The organism is Winogradskyella psychrotolerans (assembly GCF_018860565.1).
GTDB classification, from domain to species: Bacteria; Bacteroidota; Bacteroidia; order Flavobacteriales; family Flavobacteriaceae; genus Winogradskyella; species Winogradskyella damuponensis.
Genome location: NZ_JAHKPS010000009.1, coordinates 178,671 through 205,324 on the forward strand (window position 1 = coordinate 178,671; position 26,654 = coordinate 205,324).

At 31.8% G+C, this 26,654-nt stretch carries 26 protein-coding genes; 9 read left to right on the top strand and 17 right to left on the bottom strand.

Annotation, left to right across the window (positions count from 1 at the left end):
* Positions 1-50: 50 nt before the first annotated feature.
* The 7 genes from KO504_RS03310 to miaA all read left to right on the top strand — a co-directional run bounded on the left by KO504_RS03310 (position 51) and on the right by miaA (position 6,036).
* Positions 51-422 carry a four helix bundle protein gene (locus KO504_RS03310; RefSeq protein ID WP_215924902.1) on the top strand — a complete coding sequence of 124 codons (372 nt, stop codon included), beginning with the start codon at positions 51-53 and terminating at the stop codon, positions 420-422.
* A 69-nt stretch (positions 423-491) separates the two neighbouring features.
* Positions 492-1,733 (top strand): DUF1015 domain-containing protein, encoded by a 1,242-nt coding sequence (locus KO504_RS03315; RefSeq protein WP_215924903.1) that lies wholly within the window; start codon positions 492-494, stop codon positions 1,731-1,733.
* A 3-nt stretch (positions 1,734-1,736) separates the two neighbouring features.
* A complete protein-coding gene (locus KO504_RS03320) occupies positions 1,737-1,955 on the top strand; it encodes a hypothetical protein (protein WP_252723609.1) in 219 nt (72 codons plus the stop codon).
* 6 nt (positions 1,956-1,961) lie between these two features.
* Positions 1,962-2,621, top strand: coding sequence for a YggS family pyridoxal phosphate-dependent enzyme (locus KO504_RS03325; protein WP_215924904.1), 660 nt, complete (start codon positions 1,962-1,964; stop codon positions 2,619-2,621).
* Between the two features lie 90 nt (positions 2,622-2,711).
* Positions 2,712-4,076 (top strand): exonuclease domain-containing protein, encoded by a 1,365-nt coding sequence (locus tag KO504_RS03330; RefSeq protein ID WP_215925059.1) that lies wholly within the window; start codon positions 2,712-2,714, stop codon positions 4,074-4,076.
* Between the two features lie 128 nt (positions 4,077-4,204).
* Entirely contained in the window at positions 4,205-5,107 is a 903-nt protein-coding gene (locus KO504_RS03335; RefSeq protein WP_215924905.1) for an ion transporter, read from the top strand.
* A gap of 8 nt (positions 5,108-5,115) precedes the next feature.
* Positions 5,116-6,036 carry a tRNA (adenosine(37)-N6)-dimethylallyltransferase MiaA gene (miaA, locus tag KO504_RS03340; protein ID WP_215924906.1) on the top strand — a complete coding sequence of 307 codons (921 nt, stop codon included), beginning with the start codon at positions 5,116-5,118 and terminating at the stop codon, positions 6,034-6,036.
* Between the two features lie 103 nt (positions 6,037-6,139).
* On the opposite strand, the gene KO504_RS03345 is transcribed toward miaA, so the two are convergent.
* The 15 genes from KO504_RS03345 to KO504_RS03415 form a co-directional block, all read right to left on the bottom strand.
* The gene (locus KO504_RS03345; protein WP_215924907.1) at positions 6,140-6,847 is read right to left on the bottom strand and encodes a response regulator transcription factor; all 708 of its coding nucleotides are present in this window, start codon (positions 6,845-6,847) and stop codon (positions 6,140-6,142) included.
* Between the two features lie 9 nt (positions 6,848-6,856).
* A complete protein-coding gene (locus KO504_RS03350) occupies positions 6,857-8,386 on the bottom strand; it encodes a sensor histidine kinase (protein ID WP_252723610.1) in 1,530 nt (509 codons plus the stop codon).
* Between the two features lie 105 nt (positions 8,387-8,491).
* Positions 8,492-9,085 (bottom strand): dephospho-CoA kinase, encoded by a 594-nt coding sequence (gene coaE / locus KO504_RS03355; protein WP_215924909.1) that lies wholly within the window; start codon positions 9,083-9,085, stop codon positions 8,492-8,494.
* A gap of 1 nt (position 9,086) precedes the next feature.
* Positions 9,087-10,049, bottom strand: a complete 963-nt coding sequence (locus KO504_RS03360) for a CdaR family protein (RefSeq protein ID WP_215924910.1) — start codon at positions 10,047-10,049, stop codon at positions 9,087-9,089.
* Positions 10,050-11,057 (bottom strand): glycosyltransferase, encoded by a 1,008-nt coding sequence (locus KO504_RS03365; RefSeq protein ID WP_215924911.1) that lies wholly within the window; start codon positions 11,055-11,057, stop codon positions 10,050-10,052.
* A gap of 159 nt (positions 11,058-11,216) precedes the next feature.
* Positions 11,217-13,967 (bottom strand): GEVED domain-containing protein, encoded by a 2,751-nt coding sequence (locus KO504_RS03370; RefSeq protein ID WP_215924912.1) that lies wholly within the window; start codon positions 13,965-13,967, stop codon positions 11,217-11,219.
* A 244-nt stretch (positions 13,968-14,211) separates the two neighbouring features.
* A complete protein-coding gene (locus tag KO504_RS03375) occupies positions 14,212-15,030 on the bottom strand; it encodes an enoyl-ACP reductase FabI (protein WP_215924913.1) in 819 nt (272 codons plus the stop codon).
* 73 nt (positions 15,031-15,103) lie between these two features.
* Complete coding sequence (locus KO504_RS03380; protein ID WP_215924914.1) at positions 15,104-15,349, bottom strand: hypothetical protein; 246 nt, start codon at positions 15,347-15,349, stop codon at positions 15,104-15,106.
* Positions 15,350-15,362: 13 nt separating this feature from the next.
* Positions 15,363-17,015, bottom strand: a complete 1,653-nt coding sequence (recN, locus tag KO504_RS03385) for a DNA repair protein RecN (protein ID WP_215924915.1) — start codon at positions 17,013-17,015, stop codon at positions 15,363-15,365.
* Positions 17,016-17,203: 188 nt separating this feature from the next.
* Positions 17,204-18,091: a DUF4835 family protein gene (locus KO504_RS03390; protein WP_215924916.1), complete on the bottom strand. Its 888-nt coding sequence runs from the start codon at positions 18,089-18,091 to the stop codon at positions 17,204-17,206.
* Positions 18,084-19,295, bottom strand: coding sequence for a bifunctional phosphopantothenoylcysteine decarboxylase/phosphopantothenate--cysteine ligase CoaBC (gene coaBC, locus KO504_RS03395; protein ID WP_215924917.1), 1,212 nt, complete (start codon positions 19,293-19,295; stop codon positions 18,084-18,086). The genes KO504_RS03390 and coaBC overlap by 8 nt, the downstream gene beginning before the upstream one ends.
* 13 nt (positions 19,296-19,308) lie before the next feature.
* Positions 19,309-19,635, bottom strand: a complete 327-nt coding sequence (locus KO504_RS03400) for a DNA-directed RNA polymerase subunit omega (protein ID WP_215924918.1) — start codon at positions 19,633-19,635, stop codon at positions 19,309-19,311.
* An 11-nt stretch (positions 19,636-19,646) separates the two neighbouring features.
* Positions 19,647-20,459, bottom strand: coding sequence for an outer membrane protein assembly factor BamD (locus KO504_RS03405; protein ID WP_215924919.1), 813 nt, complete (start codon positions 20,457-20,459; stop codon positions 19,647-19,649).
* 107 nt (positions 20,460-20,566) lie between these two features.
* A complete protein-coding gene (gene dapA, locus KO504_RS03410; protein ID WP_215924920.1) occupies positions 20,567-21,451 on the bottom strand; it encodes a 4-hydroxy-tetrahydrodipicolinate synthase in 885 nt (294 codons plus the stop codon).
* The gene (locus KO504_RS03415; protein WP_215924921.1) at positions 21,451-21,969 is read right to left on the bottom strand and encodes a DUF6913 domain-containing protein; all 519 of its coding nucleotides are present in this window, start codon (positions 21,967-21,969) and stop codon (positions 21,451-21,453) included. Before KO504_RS03415 ends, dapA begins: the two co-directional genes overlap by 1 nt.
* Positions 21,970-22,040: 71 nt before the next feature.
* Between KO504_RS03415 and KO504_RS03420 the strand changes: the two genes are divergently transcribed.
* A complete protein-coding gene (locus KO504_RS03420) occupies positions 22,041-22,799 on the top strand; it encodes a 5'-nucleotidase C-terminal domain-containing protein (RefSeq protein ID WP_215924922.1) in 759 nt (252 codons plus the stop codon).
* A gap of 89 nt (positions 22,800-22,888) precedes the next feature.
* Positions 22,889-23,803, top strand: a complete 915-nt coding sequence (locus tag KO504_RS03425; protein WP_215924923.1) for a bifunctional metallophosphatase/5'-nucleotidase — start codon at positions 22,889-22,891, stop codon at positions 23,801-23,803.
* Positions 23,804-23,814: 11 nt separating this feature from the next.
* Here KO504_RS03425 and KO504_RS03430 read toward each other — a convergent pair whose 3' ends face one another.
* A complete protein-coding gene (locus tag KO504_RS03430; protein ID WP_215924924.1) occupies positions 23,815-24,555 on the bottom strand; it encodes a hypothetical protein in 741 nt (246 codons plus the stop codon).
* A gap of 103 nt (positions 24,556-24,658) precedes the next feature.
* Positions 24,659-26,653: an NAD-dependent DNA ligase LigA gene (gene ligA, locus KO504_RS03435; protein ID WP_215924925.1), complete on the bottom strand. Its 1,995-nt coding sequence runs from the start codon at positions 26,651-26,653 to the stop codon at positions 24,659-24,661.
* Position 26,654 lies beyond the last annotated feature (1 nt).

The window sequence follows — 26,654 nt, forward strand, 5'->3', positions numbered from 1 at the left end:
GTTTGAAGTTTGAAGTTTGAAGTTTGATTACTCAATTAATACAGTAATTTATGAAAGTACATGACTTAATAGCTTATAAAAAAGGTTTTAAATTAGTAATGGACATCTTGCATTTTTCTAAGAAATTTCCTAAAGAAGAAACGTATTCACTTACGGATCAAATAAAAAGATGCTCTCGTAGTGTTTGTGCTAATTTATCTGAAGCCTATCGAAAACGACGCTATCCGAAACACTTTATTAGTAAACTTACAGATTGCGATGCTGAAAATGGTGAAACACAAACTTGGCTAGAATTTGCTTTAGCTTGTGACTATATTTCAAATGAGAGCTACAACAACTTACTGAAAGAATCACAAGACATAGCAAATTTATTAAACTATATGATATTAAACCCTAAAAAAATCGGTTCAAGCGAATCTTAATTTAAAGTGAAATGACCTAAAAAAGAACTCTCACTTTTTACTCAACACTTTTCACTTTTCACATAAAACATGCCAAAAATAGTCCCATTCAAAGCCGTAAGACCTACAAGAGCAATTGTTGGTCTTGTTGCTGCGCGCCCTTATCAAAGCTATACAGTTGATGAACGAGAATCTCGAATGGCTTATAACCCGTATAGCTTTCTACATATTGTAAATCCTGGTTATAAATACGATCAAGAAGTTACAGGTGAAGAACGTTATAGGTTGGTTAAAAATAGATATTTAGAATTTAAAGAAGAGGGTGTTTTTGTTCAAGATGAAAAGCCATCATTCTATGTTTATAAAATAGTAAATCGGCATGGACAAGAATTTAGTGGTATTATTGCGGCTACTAGTGCAGAAGATTATGAAAATGACATTATAAAAAAGCATGAAGACACAATAGCCAAACGCGAAGAAACGTTTAAAAGTTATCTGCAAACGGTTGGCTTTAATGCAGAACCAGTGCTACTCACCTATCCTGACAATGCGGTTATTGCACACATTATAGCAGATACACAAAACACACTACATGCCGAGTTTGAGTTTACTATGACTTACAGAGACACGCATTATTTATGGAAAATAGATAAAAAAGAGACCATTGCTACCATTCAAAAAGAATTTGAAAAAATGGGCACAATTTATATTGCTGATGGTCACCATAGATCTGCGTCGTCATACTTATTATTTAAAGATGAAAAAGAAAAGAACACCAATCATAAAGGCTGTGAGTCTTATAACTTTTTTATGTCGTATTTAATTCCAGAATCAGATTTAGTAATACACGAGTTTAATAGACTTATTAAGGATTTAAACAGTTTAACCAAGGAAGAGTTTTTAATTAAATTAGATACTTTTTATCGTATTGAAAACAGAGGACTAATGCCCTACAAACCATCCAAACTACATCATTTTAGTATGTATTTAGATGGTGAGTTTTACTCCCTTTATTTACGAAAAACAAGCTATGAATTTAAAACATCCTTAGATAAATTAGATGCACAATTGTTATACAAAACCATACTTCAACCAATTTTAGGTATTGATGATTTACGAGATGATAGTCGTATTTCATACGTTAATGGGCAACACGACATGATTACTATAAAAAGCAGTGTAGATAGTGGAAAGTTTAAGGTTGGTTTTGGTATGTGTCCGTCTAATGTAGAACAAATGAAACAAATTGCAGACGATGGTTTAACAATGCCACCTAAAAGCACTTACATTCTACCGAAGTTGAGAAGTGGAATCACTATATATGAATATTAAATTATGACTAAAAAATATATATTATTATTACTTTTTATAAGTATTAGCTTCGCCTGCTTTTCTCAAAACCAAGGTGATACCGTTATAAAAAGTGGAGTTGGCTTAGGTAGTGTTATTGCTGTTGTAATCTCATGGGACAGAAATAAATCAATTCTATGGGCAATTTTACACGGCATATTCAGTTGGCTATATGTTATATACTATGCATTAACTAGAGATTAAATAATTATGTCTATACAAGAAAACCTATTAAAAATTAAATCAACCTTACCTGAGCACGTTACACTTGTAGCCGTTTCAAAAACGAAACCAATCAGTGATTTAATGGAAGCTTATAATACTGGACAACGCATTTTTGGAGAAAATAAAATCCAAGAAATGGCAGAAAAGCATGAACAAATGCCAAAAGATATTGAATGGCATATGATAGGACATGTTCAGCGAAATAAGGTAAAATATATGGCTGAATTTGTAAGCCTAATTCATGGTGTAGAAAGCTTCAAATTATTAAATGAAATTAATAAACAAGCCCAAAAACACGATAGAATAATAGACTGTTTACTTCAAATTAAAATCGCTGAAGAAGACAGCAAATTTGGGATGTCTGCCGAAGATGCTTCTAACCTACTAAAATCCAATGAGTTTTCTGAATTAAAGCATATTAAAGTTGTTGGCTTAATGGGAATGGCCACATTTACAGATGACACCAATCAGATAAAAAAAGAATTTAAAAGCCTAAACCACACATTTACAGAACTTAAACAACTACACCCTGAACTTAAAACCATTAGTATGGGAATGAGTGGAGACTATAAATTAGCTATTGATTGCGGAAGCACCATGATTCGCGTTGGAAGTAGTATATTTGGTTCTCGAAATTATAATTAACACGTTACCCGAAAAAAGTATAACAAAGCTGTCTTTAGAATTATAAAGACTGCTTAACTCTGTTCGTAAAAACGTAAAATACTTAACGCTATCTACGCAATACTAGACATAGAAACCACAGGTGGAAAGTACAATGAAGAAGGCATCACTGAAATTGCAATTTACCAATTTGATGGTCATAAAGTAACTGACCAATTTATTTCTTTGGTAAATCCCGAACGGGAAATTCAACCTTTTGTAGTTAATCTTACAGGCATAAATTCTAATATGCTTAAAAACGCACCAAAATTTTACGAAGTTGCAAAACGTATCGTTGAAATAACTGAAGATTGTATTATTGTAGCCCATAACTCTTCTTTTGATTACCGAATTCTTAAAACCGAATTTAAACGTTTAGGCTTTCCTTTTAAACGAAAAACACTTTGCACGGTTGAACTATCTCAACAACTCATTCCTGATATGGAATCCTATAGTTTAGGCAAACTAACACGAGCATTAGGTATTCCTATGAGTGATAGACACAGAGCCAATGGAGATGCAATGGCCACTGTAAAGTTGTTTAAAATGTTATTAAACAAAGATTTAGAAAAAGTTATTATTAGAGATGCTGTTAAAATTGAACAGAAATCTAATATTCCAACCAACCTTATAACAATTATAGAAGGATTGCCTTCAGATACAGGAGTGTACTATATTCATAACACAGAAGGTGAAATTATTTATATTGGAAAAAGTAAAAATATTAGAAAACGAATTATTCAGCATTTTACAGGTAAGAACTCTAAATCTAAAAAAATTCAAAAATTAGTTAGTACTGTTACCTACGAAAAAACGGGAAGCGAACTCGCGGCTTTATTAAAAGAAAGTGCAGAGATAAAAGCAAATAAACCCATCTTTAATAGAGCTTTAAGAAGAACCATTTTTACCCATGTCCTTTACAGTTTTACAGATAAAAATGGTTATATAAATCTTTTTATTGATAAATCTAACAGAGAAGAAATGCCTATTACAACCTTTAGTACAAGAACAAGTGGTAAACACTTTCTCTTTAAAGTTGTCGAGGAATTTAATCTATGCCAAAAACTTACCGGTTTATACAATACAAAAACAAGTTGTTTTAAATATGAAGTAAAAGAATGTTCTGGAGCATGTATTAATGAAGAGCCTGTTGAGGCCTATAACAAAAGGGTAAATTCATTAATAGAAAAGTATAGTTATGCTAATAAAAACATGCTAATTATCGATAAAGGGAGAGCTATAGAAGAAAAAAGCGTGTTTTTAATAGAAAATGGTATCTTTAAAGGCATGGGCTTTTTTGATTTAAACCATCAAATAAATAACAGAGCTATCTTGGACTCTCTTATAACTCCAATGGAAAACAACAGAGACACACAGCATATTATTCAGAGTTATATGAGAAGAAATAAAAGACTTAAAATCGTTAGTTTAAACTAATATATACAAGACATATAACTTAAAAATTGTAGCATTATTTGCTGCTTTTTTAGGTTATTACAACAGAATAAATAAACCACAACCTAAAACTTTAGAAACTATAATTTAACTTTTCGTACATTTAGAATATGATATCGAATCAAAAACATAATTGGAAAAATAGAATACATGAAGTTATCTATGAGGCTGATACTCCTTCTGGAAAACTTTTTGATATACTGTTATTAATATTCATATTAGTTAGTATTTTACTGGTTATGCTAGAAAGTGTCGTTAGCATAGATAAAAAGTACCACGAACTCTTATATATTGGTGAGTGGGTTGTAACCATATTATTTTCTATTGAATATATTTTAAGAATAATTTCAGTTAAAAAACCATTTAAATATATATTTAGTTCATTTGGAGTCATCGACTTCTTATCAACCATACCAATGTATTTATCTTTCTTTTTTGTTGGTTCCCAAGCTTTAGTCACCTTAAGAGCATTACGGTTACTAAGGGTCTTTAGAATTTTAAAATTGGCGCGCTATCTAGGAGCATCAAATCACCTAAAAGCATCTTTAGTTGCAAGTCGTGTAAAAATTATGGTTTTCTTATTTGCTGTAATGATTACTTCGGTCATTTTTGGAACTATTATGTATTTAGTAGAAGGAGAAGCCAATGGTTTTGACAACATACCAAAAAGTATTTATTGGTGTGTAGTAACATTGACTACCGTTGGATTTGGAGATATAGCCCCTCAAACGCCTTTAGGTCAGTTTATAACAACATTTATCATGATTTTAGGTTACGGAATTATTGCAGTACCAACAGGAATTGTTTCTGCAGAATATGTTAGAAGTGGTCAGAAAGAAGATGCCGAAAATGAAGCATTAAAAACGAATAAAAATAGTCCAGAAAATAATTCATCTGACAATATTACTATTCACCTCAATTCCCAACATTGCTCAAATTGCCATGCATCAGACCACAAAGATAATTCAGATTATTGCTATAACTGTGGAAATGAACTCAATCCTTTATTGTAGATTAAATAATGCCTAAGATATATCCCAAAACTCTCATTACCATTGTTGGTCCAACTGCGATTGGTAAAACAGCATTAAGTATTAAGCTTGCTCAACATTTTAAAGCTAAAATTATTTCTGCAGACTCTCGGCAATTTTACAAAGAAATGTCTATTGGAACTGCTGTACCTTCCGTAGAAGAACTAAATGCGGCACCACATCATTTTATTCAGCATAAATCTATAGATGAAAATTATAATGTTGGTGATTTTGAAAGCGATGCCATATCTAAAATAAAAGAATTACATCAAGACAATCCTGTTGTAATCATGGTTGGAGGTTCTGGATTATATGTAAAAGCTGTAACAAAGGGCTTAGACTATTTTCCTGAAGTTGATTCTAATATTAGAGAAAGCCTTAATCTTCAACTAGAAAAAGAGGGTTTAAATACTTTACAAGAACAACTCAACGTTTTAGATCCAGAGGCTTTTAAAACTATAGCAATAGACAATCCACAACGTGTTATTAGAGCTCTAGAAATTTGTATTGGCACAGGAAAACCATATACTTCTTTTCTTACCAATCCTGAAAAAAATCGAGACTTTAAGACTATTAGTATTGGCTTAAATGCTAAACGTTCTGTTATTTATGATAGAATTAACCAACGTGTAGATCTAATGATTGAAAACGGATTATTAGAAGAAGCAAAAGCTCTATTACCAAAAAAGCATCTTAATGCACTAAATACTGTTGGTTACAAAGAGTTATTTGAATACTTTGAAGGTAATGACTCTCTAGATTTTGCTGTCTCTGAAATTAAAAAGAATACCAGACGTTTTGCCAAACGACAACTCACATGGTTTAGAAAAGATGACGCAATTAAATGGTTTGATTATAAAACTGACGCTAACGCTATTATACAATATATTGAATCTAATCACCAAAAGTAATCATTACCATTTAAGTAAGAATGAGTAATTACATAATATCCATCACAAAAAAATCCAGCGTAATAAACTGGATTTTTTCGAGATATAAAAAAGGATATAAAACTTATTTGTTGTTAATAACCAACCTAAAGCCTTCTCCATGAATATTTAAAATTTCTACGTTAGGATCTGGTTTTAAATATTTACGCAATTTAGCAATATACACGTCCATGCTACGAGAGGTAAAATAATTATCATCTCTCCATATTTTAGTCAGTGCTAATTCTCTAGGCATTAAATCATTTTCATGCAATGCCAATAAACGTAACAACTCGTTTTCTTTTGGCGATAATTTTGAAGGTTCACCTCCATCGAACTTTAAGAAACGAAGTTTTGAATTGAGATCAAAACGTCCAATTTTAAATTCAAATTGTTTGCTGTCTGCAACCGTATCTGTTGCCTTACGTTGAATTATAGCTTTAATTTTCATTAATAAAACCTCACTATCAAAAGGTTTATTAAGGTAATCGTCTGCTCCTACTTTATAACCTTTTAATACATCTTCTTTCATCGCTTTGGCGGTTAAGAAAATAATAGGAACGTCTGTGTTTTTTTCGCGAATTTCTTTAGCTAATGTAAAGCCATCCTTATAAGGCATCATCACATCTAATATACAAAGATCGTAATCGTCTTTTTTGAACTTTTCAAAACCTTCCATTCCATTTTTGGCATGGACAACGTCGTAATCGTTCATCATTAAATAATCTTTTAAAACGGTTCCAAAATTTGGATCGTCTTCTACCAAAAGAATTTTCTTGTTTTGTTCTTCCATAATTCGTTTTTAAGATATTAACGGCATCTTTATAATAAAAGTACTGCCTTTTCCTTTTTCACTTTCTACTGATATATGACCTTGATGGTCTTCTACTATTCTTTTTACATAGGCTAAACCTAAGCCATGTCCTTTTACATTGTGCACATTACCTGTGTGTTCTCTATAAAATTTTTCAAACACACGTTTGGCAACAGCTTTTGACATTCCATTGCCTTGATCTGCTATTTTTACAATAATATTATTTCCTACGTTTTCAGTATACACATCTATTTTTGGTGCATCATCTGAATACTTAATAGCATTATCTAATATATTAACAATCACATTTGTAAAATGTGTCTCGTTTGCTAAAACTGATGACTCAGCAGCGTTTAAATGCATTTTTACATAACCTTTACGATCTTCAACTATTAATTCTACATGTGTAATAGCATCTTCTACTAAGTCGTGTAATTCTATATGTTCCTTACTAATATTAAGTTCGTTTTTTTCTAATTTAGAAATACGCAATACATTTTCTACTTGAGCATGCATACGCTTATTTTCTTCTTTTATCATTCCTAAATAACGTTTTACCTTTTCTTGGTCATTAATTATTTTAGGGTTTTTTATAGAGTCTAAAGCTAAATTGATGGTTGCAATTGGCGTTTTAAACTCATGTGTCATATTATTAATAAAGTCTGTTTTTATCTGTGATATTTGTCGTTGCTTTATTAATTGATAAATCGCACTAGCATAAGCTATGATAATAATACTTGTAAATAGTATAGACAAAAATCCCATCTTTAGTACAGAGGATATTAAATACTTTTTTCTATCCGGAAAATCAACCCAAAGATTATAATTACTCTCTTTATTATTGTCTAAAAACACAGGAATACCATAAGCCTTTTCTTTTTCAAAATTTTGGGTTTGCACCTTTGTTGCTAAATCATCATCATAAATAGCAAACTCAAAATTTAAATCTATGCCTTCATCCTTCAGTTCTCTTTTTAAGAATGCTTCAACTTGTTTAGTCGTAACACGTTTATAAATTGGAATATCTTTTAAATACTCCTTTATAACATCTTCATACATTTGCTTTTCAATAATTGGCATAGATGAAATCTCTACCAATCGTTGCATAGGTTTTATAGAAGTATTACCATCTAAACTAGAATTACTATAAACTTCTTTAACACGCTCATTAGTTAATTTACTAATGTTAAAACTGTCTGCATCAATTTCAAAGAACAACGAAGGGACTTTAAGACGCTCTTCTAAAACCGTATTACGATTTATTATAGTGAGGTCATTTAAATCATCTTCTGATGTAATAAAAAGCTGTCTTATTTTTACCGAATCTACTTTAGTGTCTTTATTTAAGTGAGGTTGAAGCTTTGAAAATGCATCTCTTAACTCCATTTCTTCAATTGAATTAGACACAAAACTTAAAGCTCGTTTTACACTTAGTGTAAAATTTTTGTCCTCATTTTCTAAACTATTATTAATAAAAAATGATTGCACAAAAATTATTCCAATGAGAGATAAACTCATTAAGACTATCAATAAGACAAATAATTTTTTACCCATCAGTCAAATTTAACATTTTAACATTTAGTACAAATTAGGTTTAACCTTACATTAACAAAAGAAATTCTTTTATTTTTTGTTAATATCTTGAAGTATTTGCTGATGAATTTCTAAAGCTTGCTTTTTTGCTGATTCCAAATCATTATTTGTGATTACAAAATCTGACTTTTCAATTTTCTCTTTATCAGACAATTGATTCTTAATAATTGATTTTACCTTTTCTTCTGAAGTATTATCACGTCTCATTACACGTTGTATTCGTAGATCTTCATCTGCAACTACTGTGATAATGTAATTGTATTGATTTTCAAGGTGATTTTCAAAAATAATAGCGGCTTCTTTTATAACATAATGTGAATCCTGCTTTTTTAGCCAACGTTTAAAATGCGATGCAACTTTTGGATGTACAATCGCATTCATTTTAGAGAGTAAGGTCTTGTCGCTAAAAATTTTTGAAGATAAATACGGTCTATTTAATGTATCATCTACATAGGCAGCGTCACCAAACAACTGAATAAGTTTTCTTTTAATAATTTTAGAACGATTCATTAAAGCTTTGGCTTCGACATCTGCAATATAAACTGGTACTCCAAACGATTGAAAACACTTTAAAACCGTTGTTTTCCCACTTCCTATTCCACCTGTTAATCCTACTACTATCATCTTATAACTTTATAAAATCTATTCGTTTCTGTTTTATATTAACATGTTTTACAGACGCTGGCTTCTTTACTATTTTAGGTACTAAATACGTTTGGTTTGCATTTAAGTCTGTATAATCACATTCTAATTTAAAATTTGAAGCTTTGATAGCGTTATAGCTTTCCAAAGCTACATAATAGGAAACACTAACTGTTTTTGGAAAATAATTAATTGTAACATCCTTGGGCTGATTGGTTATAGTAACAGGAACTTCTACAATGCCTTCTGTAAATCTAGCAACCTCTCCTGATACGGAAATTGATTTTGGAAATATTTCAATATTTTCAAAACCTGAAATATCTAAATTTACGTTTTTTTCAATATTGTTTTTAACATTATTAAGGGTTAAATTCTCAGTATTAATGTGAGTAATTTTGTCGACCTCAGAAGTTGAACCTACAATTTTCACACTGTCTTTATCAAATTTAAGTTCCCCTTTTAAATCATAACCTACAGCATAATTAATAGTCTGTTTTAAAGTTATAGGAACCATTTTTGAAGCTCTCTTAGAAAATAAAATTAAAAGTGTATCTGGTAAAACAGAAAGTAATTTATAGGAATGACCTAATTGATCTTCTATTAAATATTTATGCTTTTGTACATCAAACAAAAAATGATTGGATTTTACAGTCACATCTTTTTTTGCGTTTAAAACAAGTCCTTTATAGCTATTAAACATTAGCGGCACTAATGAAAAGCCTTTAGCCTCTACATACGCATTAATATAAGTAATCGAGTCATTTTCTAACAAAATTTCATCTTCAAAATCGACTAAATTTACTTTTAGTTGTATTGTCTGTTTATAATCGTTAGATAACTTAGAAATAATTAAAAACACAAATGCAATGGCAAAGAACAGACTAAAACGCTTAACGCTTTTCTTTTTTAAATAATCTAATATGTTTATTTTTTTCTTAGAATTCATTTATACTTTAAAAAAAAGTTGTGGAAATGCCTCTTCTGGGTGCTTACCCAAAACAACCAGATTAAATGTAGACTTAAAAAAACCATAACCATAGCCTACAAACTGAATAATTATAGCAAATAAAGCCTGAAACGCTACACTGATGCTTCGAGTTAAAATTAAAGCCATTACAAAAGCTAAAGTAAAATATAAGCCATAAAGATATAATGGCAAATTTACATGTAATAATGCCAATATAATTGAAACAATTATCCCTAAACTAAATAAAGTAGGAAACCAATACACTACACTTTTAGACTTAGGGTGCCATTGATTAAGAATTGGTCTTACCATACCAAATTTGTAAACTTGAGTATAAAACTTAGACCAAGAGACCCGGCGTTTATGATAAACAAAAGCCGTTTCAATTAGTGTAGTTTTAAAGCCTAATTGGTGTAAACGTAATGACAAATCGGGATCCTCACCTGGATGAATTTTCCCAAAACCACCAGAAGCTAAAAATGCTTTTTTAGACAATCCCATATTAAAACTTCTTGGCTGAAAATCTTCAAGCTTTTGTTTTCCGCCTCTAATACCTCCTGTTGTTATAAACGAAGTCATAGCAAAATTAATAGCTTTTTGCAGATTCGTAAACGACGAATGCGCAGCGTCTGGCCCACCAAAGCAATCGTAATAAGATGCATTTAAAAACGTTTCAACTTCTATTAAATAATTTGACGGCAACAAAACATCTGAATCTAAAATAATATAGTAGCTTCCTTTTGCTTTTGTCATACCAAAGTTTCTAGAATCACCTGGACCTGAATTTGGTTTAAAATAGTATGAAATATTTAGATGATTACTAAATTGCTCAACTATGTTTTCTGAAGTTTCTGTAGACCCATCTTCTACAATGACAATTTCACAACTACGATGACCTTCAAAATTTAAAAAACTCTCTAGGAGTTCTTTAATTTCATCTGGCCTATTATAAACTGGAATAATAAAGGAAAAATCAATGTCATTCATAGGTAACAAAGATAAATAAACCAAGCGCAACTTTTAATAGTTACATGAGCTTTAAATGCATAGACCACCATTTAATAAAAATGACACATCGAAGTCTTGGTTATAAATAAAAAAAGCCGCTAAAATAGCGGCTTTTCTGTAATTATATGTTGATTAAACTTATTGCTTAATCACTCTTATTGTTTCTGTAACGTTTGCAATAGTTACTTTAACAAAATAAGTACCTGTTTGTAAGCTAGACATATCTAAATCACTATCTACTGAGTTAGGAGTCGCTCTTAATACTTCTTGTCCTAGCATATTATACATTGCCACTTGCTCTATGGTATTTTTAGCATTTAATGTTAATGTATTTTTAACTGGGTTTGGAAAATAAGAGAATGCTGCTTCAGTTTCAAAATTGTTTACACTTAACGCTTCATCTGGAGACCATAAGGCTATTGTGAAATTTGGTGTAGACGTTGGGCCTGCACTATAATAAAATACTCTTACAAAGTAAGTTTCACCTACCACAAAATCAGTACGACTAATTCTTGGGTTAGCATATGTAGAATCATAATCATCACATTCAATTGAGACTAAACTACCACAAGCTCCACTAAATAATTCAACTACCCCATCAAAATCATCAGTTACATCAATATTAGCAGCTGTTGAAGTGGCTACAAAACTATACCAAACATCATCATTTGCATTACTACCTGCACAAGCTGCAATACCTGAGTCGGTTGCACTAGCAATAGTTCCTGATATTTGTGTTGCAGAAGCTAAATCAGTAATTTCATTTTCAACAGTTAATACTACTGCACCTTCGCAATCATCATTAGCTGGTGGTGGTGGTGGTGTTCCAATACAAATATCAAAAGTTGTCGTTGGATTAGCTGCTGTACCATATGAATTTACTCTTAATAAATAAGTTTCACCTACCGTTAATCCTGTTAAAGTACTGTTATCAGCGTCACTACAGTTTATGTTTGTAAGTGTCCCACAAGCTCCTGACCAAACAGAATGGTATAAATCAGTAGGCGTACCTGCTACATTTAACAAACTAATTTTATGAGAATCTGCTGTTGCCACAAAAGAAAACCATACATCATCATTTTCAGTACCAAAACATGTCGCTTCATCTTCACCTGATGCGGTAGCAAATTGAATTGTACCAGCTGTAGTTACTGCACAATCAAAATCTGCATTAACAGTTAATGCAATTGCTCCTGCACAATCATCATTAGCTACCGGATCTACAACAAGCTCGATACTTACATTGTTAGTCCCATCCCAAGTGCCATTGAAACCTCCATAAGTATAAGCTGCGTTATTTAAACGCCATCTTGCTGCTACATAGTTTGTACCAGGTTGAGTATCCGAAGTCGTATATTCATATTCATCATCATTACCTGAATCGCTGCTATATGTAGCAACTTTCCATAGTGCGTTGTCCCACGTTGCAGGATCAGTATCTTCGTCGTTAATTGCAATCCAACATTCAACACCTGCACCTGCACCTGCTGCATCGGTAACACCAGCTTCGTAGCCTTTAGCATATACTGTTACGGCTGTACCAGCGTTAACAGATAAAGATGTATCACTACCATTAGTACCATCAGTCACCCATTGTACATTGTTAAAATCCATAGCATCAGTAGGCGCAGCTACAATAGTTAGTTTGTAATCCTCTACCTCACCTCTTCCAGAACCAAAGGCACAGGCATCATCATTAGGATTAGAATCATTATAATCTACCATAGTTCTAAGTCTATAGTCACCCATAGCTGTTCCACTTGGCACGGCTATTGTAGCTTCAAATGGACCATTATCATAACCTGTTGTATTGTAAACGGTTTCTGTGTCAGCATCGAATATAAAATCATTATTCCAATCTACCCAAACAGCATAACCAGCTGTTCCACCTACAATTTCTGCAGAAAAATCAAACGCACCTCCTTCGAAGCTTTCAATTGTATTTGTATCATAATAATCTGCGTATCCAGTGCCTGTATAACCTGTTTCACTTGTTGAAGTATCCATTAAAGCACCTGTTACAGTAAAAGAATCTGTATACGTACCAGGATCTGTAGATTCAGGAATACAATATCCTGTATAAAAATATTCAGGTCCAACCCATGCACTTACATCACCACCTGTACAATCTGCTTGTACATAATATTCATATGCTGTATCTGCAGTTAAACCAGTTTTAGTAAATGAGTTTGCAACACCAGTATCAGTTGCAATACCAGTTGGAGCGTCTCCTGCTAATACAACTTCAACGTTATATAAAGATGCAGAACCATTTTCTACCCAAGATAAAACTGCTTGCGTTGATTCTAAGTTAGAAACTGTTAAATCAGAAGGTTGAGGACAGCTAATAGCCTGAGTAACATAAATATTATCTAAGTAAAAATAACTGTCACCTGATACCCACTCACCTCTTACTCTAAATTTAAAATCTGATCCACTTGGCAGACTAGCCGCAGGTATTACTTCAGAATATTGCGTACAAGCTGTTGTTTCTGTAACCGCAAAAGAAGAAATTAAATTCCAGTCTGTACCGTCATTTGTTGAATACTCTACATAAATAATATAATCTACTGCATTAGTAGTATATGGTCTAGCATTCCATTCAAACTCAACTGTTGTATCTGTCTCATTAGATACACCTACGTAATTAGGAGAAGTTAAATCGCCATCGTAAGCCTCTTCAGACCAAGTGTTATAATATAAGTTATTATACACATTCCCTGTACCTTCACATAAGTAATCTGCAGTTGAATTTGAATAATAATAAGTGTTAGTCCAATCAGCAGGAACCCCTGAATCTAATGACTCGTCAATAAATATTTGCGACTGTCCTTGCCAAGAAAAGGCAAAGCAACACAGTGCAAATAAGCAAAACGTAATTTTTTTCATAAAATTGTATTTTAAAGTTAGTAATTCTTTAAAAATATGTTAATTATTTAGAATAACTTTTAGTTTAACTTTCAAATCGTTGAAATGTCGAAAATACCGACAAAACACATTTTGACTACATTTTAAAATAATTGACTATTTTACTTCAATAAGTCTATCAAAATTCATGAATTTTAAAAGCCATAAAAAAGCCGCTATGTCATTAACATAACGGCTTAAAAGCATATTGTCTATTATTTTTTTTTTATTGTTTATTTATAAAGGCATCCATAACGGCATCACTGACTCCCATATTACTAAAACCTCCATCATTATACAAATTCTGAAGCGTTACACGTTTAGTTAAATCACTAAATAAAGAAACGGTATAATTAGCACAATCTAGTGCTGTTGCGTTTCCTAATGGAGACATTTTATCTGCATAAGCAATAAAACCATCAAAACCTTTAACACCCGAACCAGCTGTTGTTGGTGTTGGTGATTGCGAAATGGTATTAACGCGTACGTTTTTATCTCTACCAAAGAAATAGCCAAAGCTACGTGCAATACTTTCTAAATATGCTTTGTTATCTGCCATATCGTTATAATCAGGAAATACACGTTGTGCAGCCATATACGTTAAAGCTACAATACTTCCCCATTCATTCATAGCATCGGCTTTATAAAGTGTTTGCATCACTTTATGAAAAGACATCGCAGACACATCTGTTCCTTTTTGTGTCCATGCATAATTTTGATCTGTATAGTGTTTTCCTTTTCTAACATTAATAGACATACCTATTGAATGTAAAACAAAATCAATTTTACCTCCTAAAATCTCCATAGATTGTTCTACTAAATTTTGTAAATCTGCTTCCGATGTTGCATCTGCAGGAATAATTTGAGAGCCTGTTTTTTTAGCCAATTCATCTATCTGTCCCATTCTCATAGCAACAGGCGCATTAGTTAATACAAACGTCCCACCTTCTTCATGTACACGTTCAGCAGTTTTCCAAGCAATAGAGTTTTCGTCTAAAGCTCCAAATATGATTCCTTTTTTTCCTTTTAGTAAATTGTATGACATATGGTTATTGTTTTAGTTGTTTGTTTTTTAAAGTCTAAAAATTGCGACTGCAAGCTTATAAATTCATTTTAGGTTATAATTCTTCAATAATATTATTCCATTTATCTGTCCATTGGCCGTCTTTATATATAATGGGACCAAATTTTTTATGATAATATTTATCACCATTTTGTAATACGACGCTATTATCTGGAAAAATATAGTCAGGAACACATTCTCCATTTATAATGACATGATTAACCTCACAAGGATCATCTTTATCACAAGCAAGACACACAAGGCCTCCTGCAAATAATAGAATTATAAAATACCGTTTCATCTTTTAAAATTAATTAATTTAACAATTGCTTTGCATGTGCCATTGCTGAATCTGTAATATTTAATCCACCAAGCATCTGAGCAATCTCTACGATACGTTCGTCTTCATTTAATTTTTTAAGCTGTGTATGTGTTACTTCTTCGATATCTGTTTTAAACACTTTAAAATGTGAGTTGCCTTTGGCGGCAATTTGAGGTAAATGTGTAATTGTAAACACTTGCATCTTATTACTCATTTGCTTCATTATCTCTCCCATTTTGTTGGAAATCTCACCTGAAACACCAGTATCAATTTCATCGAACATTATAGATGGCAACTGAATATATTCAGCCAATATAGATTTTATAGCCAACATTATACGTGACAGTTCTCCACCTGAGGCCGACTTTTTAAGTTCGTTAAAACTAGCCCCTTTATTAGCCATAAATAAAAACTGCAAGTTGTCTTTTCCATTTTTAAGAAAATGACGAGTAGCCTCTAATTCTACTTTAAACTTTGCATTTGGCATGCCTAAATCTGAAAGTATAGCCTCTAACTTTGAAACGAAAGTTGGAATAATTTTCTTTCTTTTATTATGGATTTTTAAAGCCACCTGATTAAGCTTCTCTTCTAATTTTAAAATCTGCTCTTCTTTAAGGCGTATGGTATCGTCTAAAATTTCGGTATTGTCAATTTTAGATTTTAAATCATTTTTAATAGTGATTAATTCTTCAATTTCTGAGACCGAATGTTTTTGAAATAGATTGTTTATAATTTGAAGTTTACTACCAATTTGTTCTAATTCTTGCGGATCTGTAGATAAATTTTCTTCTAAATTATCTAACTCAACTAAAATATCTTCGAGTTCAATTCCAACACTATCAATACGATCTTTTAAGCTTTCATATAATTTACCAAAACCAGCAATTTTAGACAATTCTTGCTTTACAGCTTTTAATTGATCTATAGCACCAAGGTCTTCGGTATTTAATATGACTTTAGAACTACTTAACTTCTCTCCTATGGTTTCCACATTATTGAGCTCTTCATATTGATTTTCTAAATCTTCAAGATCAATTTTCTCTAAATTTATTTCATTTAACTCATTAGATAAAAACAGATTATAATCGTATTCTTTTATCAATTCAGCCTTAGAAAGCTTTAATTCTTCTAAATCTTTTTGAAGTGACTTATACGCTACTAAGCTTTTTGAAAATGTTTCCAAATTAGACTTATTTTCAGCTAAAGCATCTATAACTTTAAACTGATAATCGTCTTGGGTTAATTGTTGTGTTTGATGCTGCGAATGAATATCTATTAAGTAGCTACTCAAAGCGACTAAACTTTCTAAGGTTACAGGTGTATCATTAATAAAGGCTCTTGATTTTCCTGAAGGTAAAATTTCGCGTCTAATAATAGTTTGCACATCATAATCTAAATCTAAAACCTTAAATAGTTCTTTTAAATCATAATTGGCGATGTCAAATACGGCTTCTATAATGCATTTTTCTTGTGCATTTTTCACCTGACTTAAATCTGCACGTTTGCCTAAAACTAAAGATAGACCACCTAATAAGATAGATTTTCCGGCACCTGTCTCTCCTGTAATGATAGTTAAACCATTATTAAATACAACATTTAACTCATCTATGAGTGCGTAATTTTTTATGTAAAGTGATGTGAGCAAGACTTTATAATTTGTTATACAAATTTAAGCGTTTACTTATTCATATTTTGAAATAGGTAAAAAAATATTCGAGTTTACTATACTCTTATATGTTCTGGTAAAAATATAAAGGATTCTGAAATACTGCAATAACTTAAAACGGATGATTCTACATGAGAAATAACAGTGTAGACTATTTGAATAGCATATTAATACTTAATATTTCGCCATTTTTGTGAATGCATTGGCGCTATTCGGTTTAAAATATCCATTGCTTTTGTAATGTTAACATTTGGTCCTCCAGAAAGAATATCCATAATTTCATCTGCTTTAGCATCAAAAAACACACGCATTAGAAATGAGTTTGGTCGTATACTATGTACTTTCTGTAATTCATCTAATGCAGAAATAATTTGTGTCTTTCCGTCCTTTGCGCCTTGGTTCATAATATCTAAGCCTTCAATATGATATTTATACATTGTAGATCTCATGGCTTTATATGATGGTGATAATAAATTATCTATTAACGCAAAACGCGACTGCAAACCATCTTCTAGTTTCCAGCCTTGTCCACTTAGCTGCTGCGAATAATTTGCAATTGTTTGAGCTTGTTTAAAATAATTATCTCCTCCATTAAGCTCAAACGTATCTGCATCCATTCCTAAAATCATATACACATGAAATGATAATACTGAAATTAAGTTAGATTCAAACTGGCTCTCATTAAACACTAAATTTTGGAATTCTAAATACTGAAAATTAAAATCTCTATCATTATAATTATAAACAGGTGAACTGTAAGTTGAATTAAAAACTGGTCGAGATGATGATACTTGAAGTGAAGCCGAAAACGAATCGTTATTATAGTCTTTAACATTAATTACCATACTACAATTAATACGCTCTTGTGCTCCAAATTTTTCTCTTGTCCATTTGGTATTATTAATGAACTCTGTGAGTTGTTTTTCTAATGTTCTGAAAACAACATTATTTTCATTTCCTGTTTGTTGAGCTATAACGCTAACCGTACAATTTAATTCTTGAGAGAATGTTACTGTTGTACATAAAAAAGCAAATAAAAAAAGTAGGTTACGCATGTGTTTGTTTTAATATAAGTTGCATTAAATCTTCAGCCACTTCGGTCTTAGATTTTAATTCATTTTCAATAATACTGTTAGAAGATGTTATAAATGTAACTTTATTTGTTGACACCCCAAAACCTGCTCCTTTATCTTGTAATGAGTTTAGTACAATAAGATCTAAATTCTTAGACTTTAATTTACCTTTGGCATGTTCTAACTCATTATTTGTTTCTAAAGCAAAACCGACTAAAAATTGGTCTTTTTTTATCTCTCCAAGAGATTTTAAAATATCTTTTGTCTTTTCTAACTCAATAGTAAACGTTGTTTCTTTCTTTTTTATTTTCTGAGTGGCAACATTCTTTGGTCTATAGTCTGCAACAGCTGCCGAAAGAATAGCAATATCTGAAGTATTAAAATGTTTATGAACTTCAGTATACATGTCTTCTGCACTAACTACAGGTTTTACTGTTACAAAGTTATCTGCTAATTTTTGATGTGTTGGACCAGTAACTAAAATTACCTGAGCACCTAATTTTGATGCTGCTTTTGCAATTTCAAATCCCATTTTTCCGCTAGAATGATTACCAATAAACCTAACAGGATCTATGGCTTCATAAGTAGGGCCAGCTGTTATTAAAACACGTTTTCCTCTTAAAGGTAATTGCTCTAGAATATCTTTTTCAATAAAACTAACAATGTCTTCTGGTTCTGCCATACGACCTTCTCCAACCAAACCACTAGCGAGTTCACCAGTACCTGCAGGAATGAGTTGATTTCCGTATGATGTTAGCTTGTCAAAAGATGTTTTGGTAGAATGATGCTTATACATATCTAAATCCATAGCAGGAGCAAAATAGACAGGGCATTTTGCAGAAAGATAAGTTGCTAATAAAATATTATCACAAACACCATTTGCCATTTTAGCCATAGTATTTGCTGTAGCAGGTGCTATAACAAACAAATCAGCCCAAAGAGCTAAATCGACATGATTGTTCCAGACTTGGTTATTATCTTCTTCATCTGTAAAAGATGAATACACCGGATTTTTAGATAATGTAGAAAGGGTAAGTGGAGTTACAAACTCTTTAGAAGCAGGCGTCATAACGACTTTTACGTTAGCGCCTGCTTTAATAAATAATCTGACTAAACTAGCAGATTTATATGCGGCAATACCAGCAGTAATGCCCAATAAAATATTTTTATCCTTTAGAATAGACATCTAAGGTTTTTATTTATGGCTGAGGGTCATCAGTATTTCTGTGATAAATCTTATCATCTAACCACTCTTTAACAGCTAAAGAATGTGGCTTTGGTAATTTTTCATAAAACTTAGACACTTCTATTTGTTCTTTGTTTTCAAAAATTTCTTCAAGACTATCATTGTAAGTTGCAAACTCTTCTAGCTTGTCAATTAACTCACGTCTAATATCTGTATTAATTTGCTCAGCACGTCTAGAAATTACAGAAATAGCTTCATAGATATTATCTGTTGCTGCATCAATTTCGTTTCTGTCGTAAGTAATAGTACTTACAGGTGCATCTGTCTTTTTTAAATCCATCGTTATAATGTTTAACTTTTAGTAGTAAACGTATTTAATTCTTGTTCTAATTCTTGTTTTTGTATCTTCGCGTCTTCCATATGTTCTGAATTTGGATACGCTTTTTCTAATGCGTTGTAATAGGCTAAAGCGTCTTTTAAACGTTTTTCCTTCAAATAATCTACACTTAATATCGCTAATTTGTAAGCAGAATCAAATCTGTAATAAAAAACTTCGCTTCTTAAAGAAGATCCTGGAAATTCAAGCAACATATTATTAAATGATTTAATAGCCGCACCATAATCGCCACTATAACCACCTATTAAATTGTATTGCATAGCTATTTCAAAAGCTTTTTTCTCTAATTTGAAATCTAACTCTTTAATTAATGCATTTGCTTCTGCTAAATATTTAGAATTAGGATAAACATTTACAAATAATTGTAATTTTTCAATAGCTTCTACCGTTTCTTTCTGTTCTTTAGAATAAACAGGCGAATTGAAGTAATAGCCTTTAGCAGATAGGAAAGCAGCTTCTTCTGCTTTTTCACTCTGCGGGTAAATATCTGTAAACTTATCTAAATGATAACTTGCAATGTAATAATCTCCTAAGTGATAAGAGCACATTGCATGCATATAGGTTAATTTTTCAGCTTGTGGTTTCCCTCTATACTTCTGAAGAATTTGTTCACATAATCTAAAAGATTTGCTCCATTTTCCAGCATCGTATAGCTCAGTTGCCATTTCAAACTTTGCGGCAGTATCTTCAGATTTTAATGTTTTCTGAAAATCACTACACGAAATAAGTAGTACACTAACAAGTAGTATGTAAAGTCCTCTCTTCATAAATTTTAAACAGAATGCAAAAGTAAGCATTATTAACGGATTTAAAAAAAATTATTATATGCTAAAGTAAGTGATGTTATTATGCTAAAAACCTATTTATATAAAGTTTAACTTTTCCCTAATGACTTCAACTCTTTTTTAATCATTTCTTTGAGCTGATCTGTAGCTTCTACAAGCGGTAAACGCACATGTGATTTTGAAATATTTAACACTTCTAAAACTGCTTTTATACCTGAAGGGTTATTTTCAGAAAATATTAACCCTGTAATAGGCATTAATTTAAAATGAATATCATAAGCTTCTTTTGCTTTACGAGCAATACCTAAGCGTATCATTTCAGAAAACTCTTTTGGCAGTGCTTGTCCTATAACAGAGATAACACCTGAACCACCAGCTAAGGCAACACCCAATGCTAAATCGTCATCACCAGATAACACTAAAAAGTCTTTTGGTTTACTTCGTAATAATTCTAAATATTGGTGTACATTATTACCCGCTTCTTTAATAGCAACTATATTATCAAAATCTTTTGCCAATCTAAAAGTAGTTTCTGGCAACATGTTAGACGATGTTCTTCCTGGTACGTTATATAAAATTATTGGTTTTGGCGACACTTCTGCAATAGCTTTAAAATGCTGATAAACACCTTCTTGAGTTGGTTTACTATAATAAGGAGAAACCGATAGAATTCCATCAATAGCAGAAAAATCTGTAGCTTTTATTTCAGCTACAACTTCTGCTGTATTATTTCCTCCAATACCTAAAACTAATGGTAATCTTCCATTATTTACCTTAGCTATAAATACTATTAATTGTTTTTTCTCTTCAGCGGTAACAGTTACACTTTCTCCTGTGGTTCCGCTTATCACTAAATAATCTGTACCGTTGGCAATATTGTATTCTACCAAACGCTCTAAAGCATCAAAATCAATACTTAAATCAGCGTTAAAAGGTGTGATTAATGCTACACCAGTTCCTATAAATTTGGTCATTATATTTTTTTTAAAATGTTTAAGTATTTTTTTAATTCTTGTTTAAAAATATTGATATCCTTTAACTCTACGTCAATTATTAAATCATACAAACGTTCATCTTCATTAGAAATTCCTACTTTTAAATTGGCTTTTGAAGCTGCAGTTATAAGGTTTAATTGCAATACAGGATTTTTATAAAAGCAAAGCAACATATCATAAGGCTCATTAATAAAATCTTCTAAGTCGATATTTTTTATTTTTCCTTTCCACCCAAAATCTTTTGGACTAAAATGTGCGTTCCATTGGTTATACTCTAACTTATCATCCATAGTAAAGGCTACAATTTTATGCTTTGGAGACGTTAATCCCAATTCTTTAAAATAAACTCTAAACACTTCAAATTCATGAAATTCGCTAGCATTAAGTAATACTGCAATTGTCTTTATTTTATTGTTGTTTACCGTAGGTTTACGCTCTGTCAACAATTTGTTCACATATTTTCGATTTGATTTTTCTTTAAATGCTTTTAAAATCATTTATCTTTAGCCTTTGTGCAAATTTAAGAAAAGCACTCACATTTTATTACAAACTCCTTATAAGTTATTCAATGACTATTAAACATATTTTAAAACTCGGTATTCTGCTGCTCATATTTTCTTGTGCATCAACAAAAATTTCAAAGATTGAAGGTAAGCGTCTTGAAATTGACGACACGCTTAAACCTAATCTGGCCATTGAAAATTTTATTAAACCTTATCGTGAACACGTTAATAAAAATATGGATAGTGTTATTTCTTATGCTAAAGAAACCTACACCAAAACTGATGGTGATTACAATACTGCAATTGGAAATTTAATGGCTGACGCCGTTTATACTGAAAGCAATCTTGTATTTAATAAGAGAACAGGAAAGGACATAGATTTTGTTTTACTTAATCACGGAGGTATACGTTCTATCATTTCTAAAGGAAATATAACAATACGAACAGCATACGAAATTATGCCTTTTGAAAATTCTGTAATCGTAACCGCTATAAAAGGCAAACAAGTTAATGAAATGATGACATATCTTTCTAAATCCAAACGCGCGCACCCTGTTTCTAATCAACTACAGTTAGTATTAGATAAAAACGGCGCTATTAGTTCTGCTACAGTTCACGGAGAACCGATAGACGAATCAAAAACCTATTATGTAGCTACTAATGACTACCTCTATAATGGCGGAGATGGCATGGTGTTTTTTAAGCCTAATGAAAACACTTATGTCTTAAATTATAAAATTAGAGATGTCTTAATTGACAATTTCAAGAAGAAAGACACATTAAACCCAAAACGCGACCAACGCTTTATACAATTAAAGGATTAAGACACCAACTGCACACAAAAAGCTATCACCTTTGAAATAGGCAATAGAAAAGCGCAAGTGAATGTTAAAAACCAATAAACACAAGACACGTGAAAAGAAGACAATTTATACAAAAATCTACAGCAGCAACAGCTCTAGCTAGTATTGGAGGCTTAAGCTTACAATCCTTTAGTCCTTCCAAAACAAAAAAAATAACAATACTACATACCAACGATGTGCATAGTCATATTGACCCTTTTGGACCAGATGATGGCAGAAATGCTAATAAAGGAGGTGTTGCTAGACGTGCCACTTTAGTCGACTCTATAAGACAAGACAATCCTAACACCTTACTATTAGATGCAGGTGATATTTTTCAAGGAACACCTTACTTTAATTACTATGGAGGCGAATTAGAATTTAAACTAATGAGCATGCTAAAATATGATTTAGCAACTATTGGTAATCATGATTTTGACAATGGCATTGACGGTCTTTATGCTCAAATTCCTCATGCAAAGTTTGATTTTGTCTCAGCCAACTACGATTTTTCAAATACAGTAATGGACACACATGTTAAACCTTATAAAATCTTTATAAAAGATGGGATTAAGATTGGCGTTTTTGGACTTGGAATTAAACTTGACGGCTTAGTCGATAAGAACATGTATAAAGAAACTGTTTATCATCATCCCATTGAAATTGCTCAAGATATGTCTCGTATTTTAAAAGAAGAACAAGGGTGTGATTTGGTGATATGTTTATCTCATATTGGCTATTACTACAAAAATGCTCCAGATAAAGTTAGCGACATTACCTTGGCAAGAGCCACAAAAGATATTGATCTTATTATTGGAGGACATACACACACCTTTTTACCAAAACCAACCATTGAAAAAAACAGTATAGGAAAAAATGTGCTTGTCAATCAAGTTGGAGCCTATGGCTTGTATCTCGGTAAAATTGACTTTTATTTTGAACCCGGTAAAAAAGTCTCATCTGAAGGAGCTTCAATTATAGTTTAGCACCCTAAAAATCAAACCTCTACACTATCATCTGAATATAATGGAATTGGATCAGTAACGATATGTTGAGATTGCATATAGTAAAACACAAATGCAACCACTAAGAAAAACGAATAAACATAACCTAAACTATTATCATCATCCAAAATATAGAAGTAGGCTAATTGCATAATTTCTGAAAAGACAATAAATATAGAACCTATTAAAAACAGCATTGATTTATTATTATTCCTATACATGTAATTAATTAAAGCCATAGATAAAAGTATCATTACCACAGAGTTGTACGCAAACTCTAGCGTATACTCATAATAATTAAAAACATTTTCTGTTGTGCTTGATATTAATGATACACAAAAAACATCTAAAACAACCAATACTATTACCGGAATAGCTAATTCTGAAAAAACTGTTTTGAGATTTAATTGAAGTAACATTTTAATTATAAGAAAACCATAAGAAGCAATACTTAGAATATTAGATATGTAATACAAATAATCTGTTTGTCCTTCCTTGAGATCTGGACTATACCAAGTAATATAACCTAATACTTGCGCAATGGTAAAAACCACTAAAAACAACAAAAACAATTTTGACTTATGTTTTGTCCATCCTATATATAGCCATGTGAGTAATATAAACGATATAGCTCCAACAGTATCACCTTCTACTTCTAAAGCAAAACCTTGAAGTAAAACGTAGAGGCCACCTAAGAGCAATAATACTACCTTTATAATTTTTTTTATTAACATTAATTAATCCCTTATTAACGGTAGCAAATATAAACAATTTTTTTACACTTTAACGTATTAAACAAGCATTTCATCGAATAAATAGCCTTTTTTATGTAAGAATTTACTTCAATTTAGATAAAAAGGCCTTTTCTGTCAGTATAGAAATACCTAAATTTTCTGCTTTAATAAGCTTACTTGGCCCCATTTTATCACCAGCTACTAAATAACTCGTTTTAGATGAGATAGATGAAGACACTTTACCTCCATTATCTTCTATTAGTTTTTTAAGGTCATTACGAGAGATTGTTTCAAAAACACCAGAAACAACTATAGAGAGCCCTTTTAATTTATCTGTTTGATTAGCTAGTTTTTCGGCAGAGATTTCTAATTGTACTCCAAAAGATCTCAAACGCTCTACAATTTGTCTGTTTTCTTCTGAGTTAAAAAACTCAACAACACTTTCTGCTATACGTTCACCTATTTCATCAACCGTCACTAAATCTAATATTGAAGCAAACATTAAGGCATCTATAGATTTATAATGCTTGGCTAATTTTTTCGCTACGGTTTCACCAACATAACGAATACCTAACGCAAATAATACACGTTCAAATGGAATTTGTTTAGATAGCTCAATCCCTTTTACCAAATTCTCAGCACTTTTTTGTGCCATACGCTCAAGCGGAATCACCTGTTCAACAGTTAATTCGTATAAATCAGAATAATTATGAATCAAACCTTCTTTAACTAATAAAGCAACCGTTTCACCTCCCAAACCATCAATATCCATTGCTTTTCTAGAAATGTAATGCTGAATTCGTCCGATGACTTGAGGAGGACAAGCTTTATAATTAGGACAATAATGTTTAGCCTCACCTTCTAGTCTAACAAGTTCCGTGTCACATTCTGGACATTTTGAAATATAAGTTGTAGGTACCGAATTAACTGGACGCATAGATAAATCTACAGCAATAATCTTTGGAATAATTTCTCCTCCTTTTTCAACAAACACTTCATCTCCTTCTCTTATATCTAACTTTTCAATTTGATCGGCATTATGAAGGGAAGCCCGCTTTACAATCGTACCTGCTAATTGCACTGGCTCTAAATTGGCCACTGGCGTAATAGCTCCGGTACGACCAACCTGATAAGTAATTTCGTTGAGTCGCGTAGACACTTGTTCGGCTTTAAATTTATAAGCCATTGCCCAACGTGGTGCTTTGGCCGTAAAGCCTAATTCGTCTTGTTGGTATAAATTATTCACCTTAACCACTACTCCATCAATTTCGTATGGCAAATTATATCTGTGTTCATCCCAATATTCAACATACTCTAAAACGTCATCAATAGAACTAACCAATTTAGCCTCTTGCGGCACTTTAAATCCCCATGATCTCGCTTTTTCCAGGCCTTCAAATTGCGACGTTATATTTAGATTATTCCCTACTATACTATATAACAAACATTCTAAAGGACGTTTTGCCACTTCAGCACTGTCTTGCAGCTTTAAACTTCCCGACGCTGTATTTCTTGGGTTTTTGTATGGTTCCTCATCATTTTCAACGCGTTCTTCGTTCATTTTTAGGAATCCTTCAATCGGTAAGACTATTTCTCCTCTTATATCAAAACGCTCAGGATAATCGCCTTTTAATTGAAGTGGAACCGTATGTATTGTTTTTACATTTGCAGTCACTTCATCTCCTTGTACTCCATCTCCACGAGTTACAGCTCTTAATAATTTACCATTTTCATAAGTTAAACTTATAGAGGCACCATCGTATTTTAACTCACAAATATAGCTAACCTCACCATCGACCATTTTTTTTACTCGGGTTTCCCAATCTAACAAATCTTCTTTGGAATACGAATTATCTAACGAATACATTCTAGAATCATGAACCGTAGTTTTAAAATTCTTAGTCACAGCTCCTCCAACCCGTTGCGTTGGCGAATTGGCATCAAAAAACTCAGGATTTGCTTCTTCTAACGCCTGAAGTTCTTTGAGTTTTATGTCAAACTCATAATCACTAATGGTGGCATCATCTAAAATGTAATAATTATAGTTGTGTTGACGCAGTTCTTCTCTAAGGGATTCTATTTTTTGTTTTGTATTCATT

What these genes read in the sequence shown, in the direction of transcription:
- KO504_RS03310 (WP_215924902.1), top strand. Translation starts at nt 51, where the DNA reads ATGAAAGTACATGACTTAATAGCTTATAAAAAAGGTTTTAAATTAGTA.
- KO504_RS03315 (WP_215924903.1), top strand. Translation starts at nt 492, where the DNA reads ATGCCAAAAATAGTCCCATTCAAAGCCGTAAGACCTACAAGAGCAATT.
- KO504_RS03320 (WP_252723609.1), top strand. Translation starts at nt 1,737, where the DNA reads ATGACTAAAAAATATATATTATTATTACTTTTTATAAGTATTAGCTTC.
- KO504_RS03325 (WP_215924904.1), top strand. Translation starts at nt 1,962, where the DNA reads ATGTCTATACAAGAAAACCTATTAAAAATTAAATCAACCTTACCTGAG.
- KO504_RS03335 (WP_215924905.1), top strand. Translation starts at nt 4,205, where the DNA reads ATGATATCGAATCAAAAACATAATTGGAAAAATAGAATACATGAAGTT.
- miaA (WP_215924906.1), top strand. Translation starts at nt 5,116, where the DNA reads ATGCCTAAGATATATCCCAAAACTCTCATTACCATTGTTGGTCCAACT.
- KO504_RS03345 (WP_215924907.1), bottom strand. Translation starts at nt 6,847, where the DNA reads ATGGAAGAACAAAACAAGAAAATTCTTTTGGTAGAAGACGATCCAAAT.
- KO504_RS03350 (WP_252723610.1), bottom strand. Translation starts at nt 8,386, where the DNA reads ATGAGTTTATCTCTCATTGGAATAATTTTTGTGCAATCATTTTTTATT.
- coaE (WP_215924909.1), bottom strand. Translation starts at nt 9,085, where the DNA reads ATGATAGTAGTAGGATTAACAGGTGGAATAGGAAGTGGGAAAACAACG.
- KO504_RS03360 (WP_215924910.1), bottom strand. Translation starts at nt 10,049, where the DNA reads ATGAATTCTAAGAAAAAAATAAACATATTAGATTATTTAAAAAAGAAA.
- KO504_RS03365 (WP_215924911.1), bottom strand. Translation starts at nt 11,057, where the DNA reads ATGAATGACATTGATTTTTCCTTTATTATTCCAGTTTATAATAGGCCA.
- KO504_RS03370 (WP_215924912.1), bottom strand. Translation starts at nt 13,967, where the DNA reads ATGAAAAAAATTACGTTTTGCTTATTTGCACTGTGTTGCTTTGCCTTT.
- KO504_RS03375 (WP_215924913.1), bottom strand. Translation starts at nt 15,030, where the DNA reads ATGTCATACAATTTACTAAAAGGAAAAAAAGGAATCATATTTGGAGCT.
- KO504_RS03380 (WP_215924914.1), bottom strand. Translation starts at nt 15,349, where the DNA reads ATGAAACGGTATTTTATAATTCTATTATTTGCAGGAGGCCTTGTGTGT.
- KO504_RS03390 (WP_215924916.1), bottom strand. Translation starts at nt 18,091, where the DNA reads ATGCGTAACCTACTTTTTTTATTTGCTTTTTTATGTACAACAGTAACA.
- coaBC (WP_215924917.1), bottom strand. Translation starts at nt 19,295, where the DNA reads ATGTCTATTCTAAAGGATAAAAATATTTTATTGGGCATTACTGCTGGT.
- KO504_RS03400 (WP_215924918.1), bottom strand. Translation starts at nt 19,635, where the DNA reads ATGGATTTAAAAAAGACAGATGCACCTGTAAGTACTATTACTTACGAC.
- KO504_RS03405 (WP_215924919.1), bottom strand. Translation starts at nt 20,459, where the DNA reads ATGAAGAGAGGACTTTACATACTACTTGTTAGTGTACTACTTATTTCG.
- dapA (WP_215924920.1), bottom strand. Translation starts at nt 21,451, where the DNA reads ATGACCAAATTTATAGGAACTGGTGTAGCATTAATCACACCTTTTAAC.
- KO504_RS03415 (WP_215924921.1), bottom strand. Translation starts at nt 21,969, where the DNA reads ATGATTTTAAAAGCATTTAAAGAAAAATCAAATCGAAAATATGTGAAC.
- KO504_RS03420 (WP_215924922.1), top strand. Translation starts at nt 22,041, where the DNA reads ATGACTATTAAACATATTTTAAAACTCGGTATTCTGCTGCTCATATTT.
- KO504_RS03430 (WP_215924924.1), bottom strand. Translation starts at nt 24,555, where the DNA reads ATGTTAATAAAAAAAATTATAAAGGTAGTATTATTGCTCTTAGGTGGC.
- ligA (WP_215924925.1), bottom strand. Translation starts at nt 26,653, where the DNA reads ATGAATACAAAACAAAAAATAGAATCCCTTAGAGAAGAACTGCGTCAA.